The sequence below is a fragment of the Nocardiopsis sp. NPDC006832 genome (assembly GCF_040635885.1).
Lineage (GTDB): Bacteria > Actinomycetota > Actinomycetes > Streptosporangiales > Streptosporangiaceae > Nocardiopsis.
In genome coordinates, this window is record NZ_JBEYLC010000027.1 from 72,912 (window position 1) to 78,911 (window position 6,000).

At 67.5% G+C, this 6,000-nt stretch carries 4 protein-coding genes; 1 reads left to right on the forward strand and 3 read right to left on the reverse strand.

Annotated elements, in window-relative coordinates; translation table 11 throughout:
* The first annotated feature begins 71 nt into the window (after positions 1-71).
* On the forward strand, positions 72-1,016 hold the full coding sequence (locus ABZ717_RS14955) for a LuxR C-terminal-related transcriptional regulator (protein ID WP_358509893.1): 945 nt from the start codon (positions 72-74) through the stop codon (positions 1,014-1,016).
* Positions 1,017-1,050: 34 nt separating this feature from the next.
* Here ABZ717_RS14955 and ABZ717_RS14960 read toward each other — a convergent pair whose 3' ends face one another.
* The 3 genes from ABZ717_RS14960 to ABZ717_RS14970 all read right to left on the reverse strand — a co-directional run bounded on the left by ABZ717_RS14960 (position 1,051) and on the right by ABZ717_RS14970 (position 5,414).
* Complete coding sequence (locus tag ABZ717_RS14960; RefSeq protein WP_358509895.1) at positions 1,051-3,789, reverse strand: LuxR C-terminal-related transcriptional regulator; 2,739 nt, start codon at positions 3,787-3,789, stop codon at positions 1,051-1,053.
* A gap of 72 nt (positions 3,790-3,861) precedes the next feature.
* On the reverse strand, positions 3,862-4,071 hold the full coding sequence (locus tag ABZ717_RS14965) for an MbtH family NRPS accessory protein (RefSeq protein WP_358509898.1): 210 nt from the start codon (positions 4,069-4,071) through the stop codon (positions 3,862-3,864).
* A 101-nt stretch (positions 4,072-4,172) separates the two neighbouring features.
* Positions 4,173-5,414 carry a hypothetical protein gene (locus ABZ717_RS14970; protein ID WP_358509901.1) on the reverse strand — a complete coding sequence of 414 codons (1,242 nt, stop codon included), beginning with the start codon at positions 5,412-5,414 and terminating at the stop codon, positions 4,173-4,175.
* Positions 5,415-6,000 lie beyond the last annotated feature (586 nt).

Consider the following 6,000-nt stretch of genomic DNA (forward strand, 5'->3'; position numbering starts at 1 on the left):
GTTAGAAGTTGATAGAAGGACCGACCGAGCTCGAAGGACCGATACCCCCTGAAGCGGTGGAGCTTTACCGGTTGACCATCGAGGATCCCTCATGGACACCGGAACAGGCTCGGGAGCTTCTGGGTCTGGACGAGGACCGGCTCCTCGAACTCATCGACCTGTTGATCGGTTACCGACTGTTGCGTCCTTCCCAAGACTCCCGCTATCGGTACCAGGCCAGTGGGCCGGAGTCCGCGGCGGTCGAACTGCTGGAGGCGGACCGCAGACGTCTGCAAGACGAACAGATCCGGATGGACCGTGTCCGCGACGAGCTCCTCTCCCTCCAACCCACCTACTTCAGTGCTCGTCAGTCCCGCCGCAACTCCGAGGCGTTCGATGTGGTGGAGGACGTCGACCTGGTCCGTCTGATCCTGTCCAACGAGGCACAAAGGGCCGAGAAGGAGTTGTGCATCGCTCACTCCGGCGGAGGCATGAGCGAGAAGGGTCTCTCGCGCAGCATCTCCTTGGACCGCCTCATGTTGGAACGTGGGGTGGTGATGCGCTCGGTCCTCCAACACGCGACCCGACACCACGCGCCCACCAGGCACTACGTCAACGAGGTCAGCAAACTGGGTGCGCAGGTCCGTACCATTCCGGTGGTCCCTCGACGGATGATCGTCTTCGACCGCCGGGTGGCCTTCATCCCCATGGAGGGGGGCGAGGTCACCCAGGGCGCGGTGCTGTTGCGCGAACCGTCCGTGGTGGACAACCTCTGCTCCTTCTTCGACCTCATGTGGCAGAACGGGCGTTCATTCCCCGTGGACACGTTGAACGAACAGCCCGTGGCCAAGGAGGAGATCCGCGAAGCCATCCTGGAGGGTTTGGTCACGGGGGCCAAGGACGAGATGGTCTCCCGAAAACTGGGCATCTCCGTTCGCAGCTGTCGGCGCCACATCGCCGAGATCATGACCGAACTGAAGGCGGAGAGCCGGTTTCAGGCCGGTGTCCTGGCCCACAAACGTGGGCTGGTCAACTGATCGGCCCACGCCGTTGGTCCCGGTCGGGGCCACCTCACTCGGTGACGGTGCCCGCCCCGGCCTTGCTTCGTTGCGGACGTACCCCGATCTCCCCTCTGCCCATCATCGCGGCGATCTCGGCCCGGGAGGCCACTTCCAGCTTCCCGAAGATACGACCGAGATGGGTCTCCACGGTCTTGTGGCTCATCTCCAGCCGTCGAGCGATCTGCCGGTTGGTGTGTCCCTCGCTGACCAGACCGGCGATCTCGAACTCACGTCGGCTGAGCTTGTGCCGGCTCTCCTCGACGAGTGGCGGGGCGCCCTCGAAACGCTCGATCTCGGCCCTCAGGGTCGGCACCAAGGCCGCGAGGGCGCCCGCACCGGTGCGTTCGGCGGACAGGGCCAACCGTTCCATGTGCCTGCCCGCCGAACCGGCGTCGCCCAAGGCCAGGAGGGCGCGGGCCGCCGCGGCGTGCGCCCGACCCATTTCGAACGAGCAGGTCAACGAGGACCCCCCGGCGACTATGGCGTCCAGTGCGTGGGCCAGGGCTTCGCTGGGACGCCGAGCCGCCGCGCTCAGCGCCAGATCGGCCAGGCAGCGACTCTGCGCGGTTCCCAGGGCCTCCGCCGCGGCCGTAGCCCGCGCGGCCCAACTCAGGGCCTCGTCGTGATCGCCTCGGGCGGCCTCCGCCCGACAAAGCGACTCGGCGACGGCGGGACGCTCCCAGACCGGAAGCTCGGAGAGATGATCGCCGGCGCCGTCCAACAGGGCATGGATCGCCTCCGAGACGTCGCCCGCGAGCAGGTGCGCCCCACCTTGGGAGATACGTGCCCGCCGCCACCAGGGGCTGTCCGGGGAGACCGCGTTAATGGCGTTCTGGGCGTCCGCGAGCGCGGCGAGGACCGCGCCTTCGACGAGCCACACCTGCGCGCGGGCGTTCAAGGCCATGGCGATCAGGTCCGCCGCGCCCATCAGTTCGGCGAGTCGGACCGCCTCTTCGACCCGGGCCAGGGCCTCCACGACCCGGCCCTGGCGCAGTTGGCAGAGTCCGAGACCGACGAGCATCGGTACCACGGCCGGGGGACACCCGCCGCGCCGGACGATGGACAGGCCACGCGTGAAGTGGCGGATCGCGACATCGCACGTGTCCAGGTGGGCCTCCACCCAGGCGAGGTGGGTCAGTGCTTCGGGGCGGCGGGCGAGCTGACCGTCGGATCGCCGTTCGATCATTTTGGCGGCCTCGACGGCGCTGTGCCGCGCGACCTCGGTGTCTCCACGTGACAGACGGGTCGTGGCGTGGATCCCTAGGACGACCGCCTGGGCCACCGGGTCCTCACTGCCCATGACGGACAGGACCGCGCCATCGGACCAGTCCCATCCGGTGTCCCACAGGGACGTGGCCGCCAGTGCGGTACGCAACCGGTGCGCGTCGTGAACGCCCCTTCCGGCGATACCCGTGTGCAGGAGGGCACGAGCCTGGGTGTAGTGGCCATCGATCTGCGCCAACCAGGCCCTGAGCTCGATCACCTCCCCGGTCTCCGGTGTGCGCGGATCGGTGTGGTCCAGGAGCGAATCGACCTCGGCCATGAGCGTGCGACCCCGGTCGATTCGTCCACTGGACACGCACACCCGGGCCAGGCCGAGCATGATCTCCAGCCTTGAGCGCGGATCGTCCTCCCCCATGTGGGCGAGAACGCTCTCGTACCAGCGAACGGCCTTGACCGGGTCGGACACCTCGACGGCCTTGGCCGCTTCGATCAGTAGGGCACGGGCATCGTCCCCATCCTCCGACCGACACAGGTGATCCGCGTAGTCGGTGACCGGACGACCCTCCTCACGGAGCGTGTGCGCGGCCCGTCGATGCGCGACGAGCCTGGTCGTGAGGGGGGCCGCGTGGTAGGCGGCCCAGCGCAGCACCTGGTGACGGTAGACGAATCCACGCCGTCCGGCGTTGGCGCGGAGTACGTCGGCGTCCACCAGCGCACCCACCGCCGTGAGCGTCTCGGCGATGTCGAGGTCGGCGACCCTGGCGAGGCGTTCGGGTGGGAAATGCCCATCGAACACCGACGCGGCGTACGCGACCGCTCGAATCGGCCCGGGCAGTGCTTCGATCTCCATGCTCAAGGGCGCCAGGGCGTCAGGATCGGGGACGATGTCGGAGCCGTCCACGCAGTCGCTCCCCCCGCACAGGGCGATCAGGGCCCTCAGGTACCGGGGGTTGCCCCCGCTCTTCTCATGAATGGTGGAACGGTGGCGGACACACACCTCCTCGGCGGTGATCGACAGGCTCTCCTCCCTGTCGAGGGGGCCTACCTGGAGCCGCACGTGCCGCCATCGGCCTTGTGAACCACCGATGGCGGCGAGCAGCCGGGTCGAGCACTGGCGTGGACGATGCGCCACCACCAAGGACATCCGCCGGGCCGGCGGATGGTGCAGGATCCGAATGATCTCCGTTTCCATCTCCGGCGAGGCCAGGTGGGCGTCGTCCACCACGAGGACCAGGCCGAGACCCCCGTCCACCTCCTGGCGCGCGACCCCGGGGAGACCGGCGGGCAGGGGGGCGAACGTTCCGCACCCCTGGGTGTCGGCGGTGCCCGCGACGACGGTGTTCCGGTCTCCATCGACGCCGGCCAGGGCTTCCGTCAACAGCCGGGTCTTGCCGATACCGGGTTCACCGACGACCTCGATGAGCCGCGGTGGTCCGTCCACGGAGTCCAATTCCCGGCAAAGGGACATGAGCTCCCTGGTTCGACCGGTGAACGTCTGATGGCCGAGCTCGGTCTGGATTCTCATCTTGTCTACCCCTCAAGGGTCGGGTGGTCACTCCGGTTTCGGGCCGCGGTCGTGTGGAGGGGCCGGCGGAACCTAGGCGTCTCCCATGGCCAGGCGCAGGCTCAGGGGTCGCATGTCGGTCCAGGTCCGGTTGATGTGTGCCAGGCACTCCTCCTTGGTGCCGGTGGTGCCCTCGTGCCGCCATCCGTGCGGGAGCTTCCGGGACTCGGGCCAGACGGAGTACTGTTCCTCGTCGTTGACCACGACGCTGTAGCGGATGTTGTTCTCCGAGGTGTCCTGCATGGGTCTTCTCCTGATCGTCGGGTTGGATTCGTGCTCTTCTGACATGGATCCGGTCTGGAGGGCCAGGCCCCGGACGTTCCCGCCGGGTCCTCGGAACCGGTTCAGGAAGGGGCCGTCAGCTCGGCGATGGCGTCGAGGAGGGCGTCCCGGACGGCGGGGTCGAGTACGTGACCACGGCTTCCGACGGGGCGGGTGGCTTGAAGGGCGGTGTGCGTCAACTCGGCACAGCGTTGAATCTGCGCGGTCTCGAAACCCCGCATGGTCAGACTGGTCAACGAGAGGGACAGGCCGTGGTGTTCGTCGTCGCGCTCGGCGCTATGGAACCTGCTGCCGGTGGCCTCGATCCCGACCTCGGCCAGGGCCGACTCGGCCATGGTGCCGCTCAGGCCCGAACCGTCCAGGTCGATGAGGACCATGTGGGTGTCGGTACCTCCGGTCACCGGACGGTACCCGTACAGGCTGAGTTCATCGGCGAGGGTGCGGGCGTTGTCGATGGTGCGCTCGGCGACCTCGCGCCACCACGGGGTCACGGCGGCCGCCAGGGTGTGCGCCTGCGCGGCGAGAAAGGTGTCCACCCGGCCCTGGGAGTTCCGATGGCTCACCCGCCTCAGACGCTGGGCGATGCCACGCCCCCGGTATTCGGTGTTCGCGTCGCGTCCGCACAGGATCAGTCCCCCGGGCGGCCCGCCGAGCTGGCCGTGGGTACCGGCGATCACGATGTGGGCGTCGTTGATCGGGTTGGGCAGGAGACCCGCGGAGATGATTCCGGTGATCCCGGTGATGTCGGCGATGAGCAAACTGTCGGCTTCGTCGGCGACGCGCCGTAGCAGGGCGAAGTCGGTGCTGCGCAGTCGGTTGACGGCGTCATAGATGATCGCCGTGGGTCGGTGGTGCCGCACGGCCTCGATGAAACCGGCCCGGTCGAGGTCCCCGTCCGGTGGGATGTCGAGGTCCACCCGCTGGTGGAAGCCCGGGAACGTGGGTCCCAGAGGATCGATCCCGGTGGTGTGGATACGCAGCACCACGTCCTCGGGTTCGAGCAGGGCCAGGCAGACGAGCTGGAGGGCGTCGGCGGGCGAGGTGGGACGGACGTCGGCGTACTCGGCGCCGAACAGGTGCTGGGCTCGGTCGATCGTCATGTCCTCCAGGGCGCTCGGGGAACGGTCGAAGCGCACGGGCAGGTGATCGGACATGAGCGCGCGGACGGCGGGCGGAACGTACCCGTCGGAGAGCGACATCGTCAGGGTCCCGGCCCTGCGGGAGCTCTCCTGGGACACGAGGTCGCGGAGCCCCCCGTCCCAGAGAAAGTCCTGGGGAGCGACGATGGAAGAGGACCCGCTCATTGTCCCGAGATATGGGATCGAAAAACCAGGGGTGGTCATATCTATAGTGGCCTTCCAGCGAATGGTGATGAATGCAGGATCCCTGCCCGGGATTCCGTTCGCCCTCGATGCGTTAAAGAATCGCAGAGAGCATTATTCTTTCTGAGAATCGGAGTGCCCGACACCGCGGGTCCGGTCAACGCCACTCCGGCTGCGGAAGTCTTCTTCGGACGAGACCATTCCCCGGCACCGACCGGGCGAGCTCGCTCCTGACCTGGTCAAAGGGCTTCGCGAAGCCTAAAGCCTAGTTCGGCCAGTCCGTCCCGCCATCGGTGGAGTTCGGCCAGTCCGTCCCGCCATCGGTGGAGTTCGGCCAGTCCGTCCCGCCATCGGCCATCTGCGCCCCGGAGTTCGGCCAGTCCGTGCCCCCCGCGACCACCGAAACCTCGAAGGACTCGGCACCGAGAGCGGGGACCGCAGCCAAAGCGAGACCGAACGAGAAACCGAAGGCAATAGCAATTTTCTTCATGGTGGACCCTCTCGATGAAAGCTTATGTTTTGCCGAACTCCCGGGTTTTCGCTAACTCCTTGCCCGGCACTTCATAGT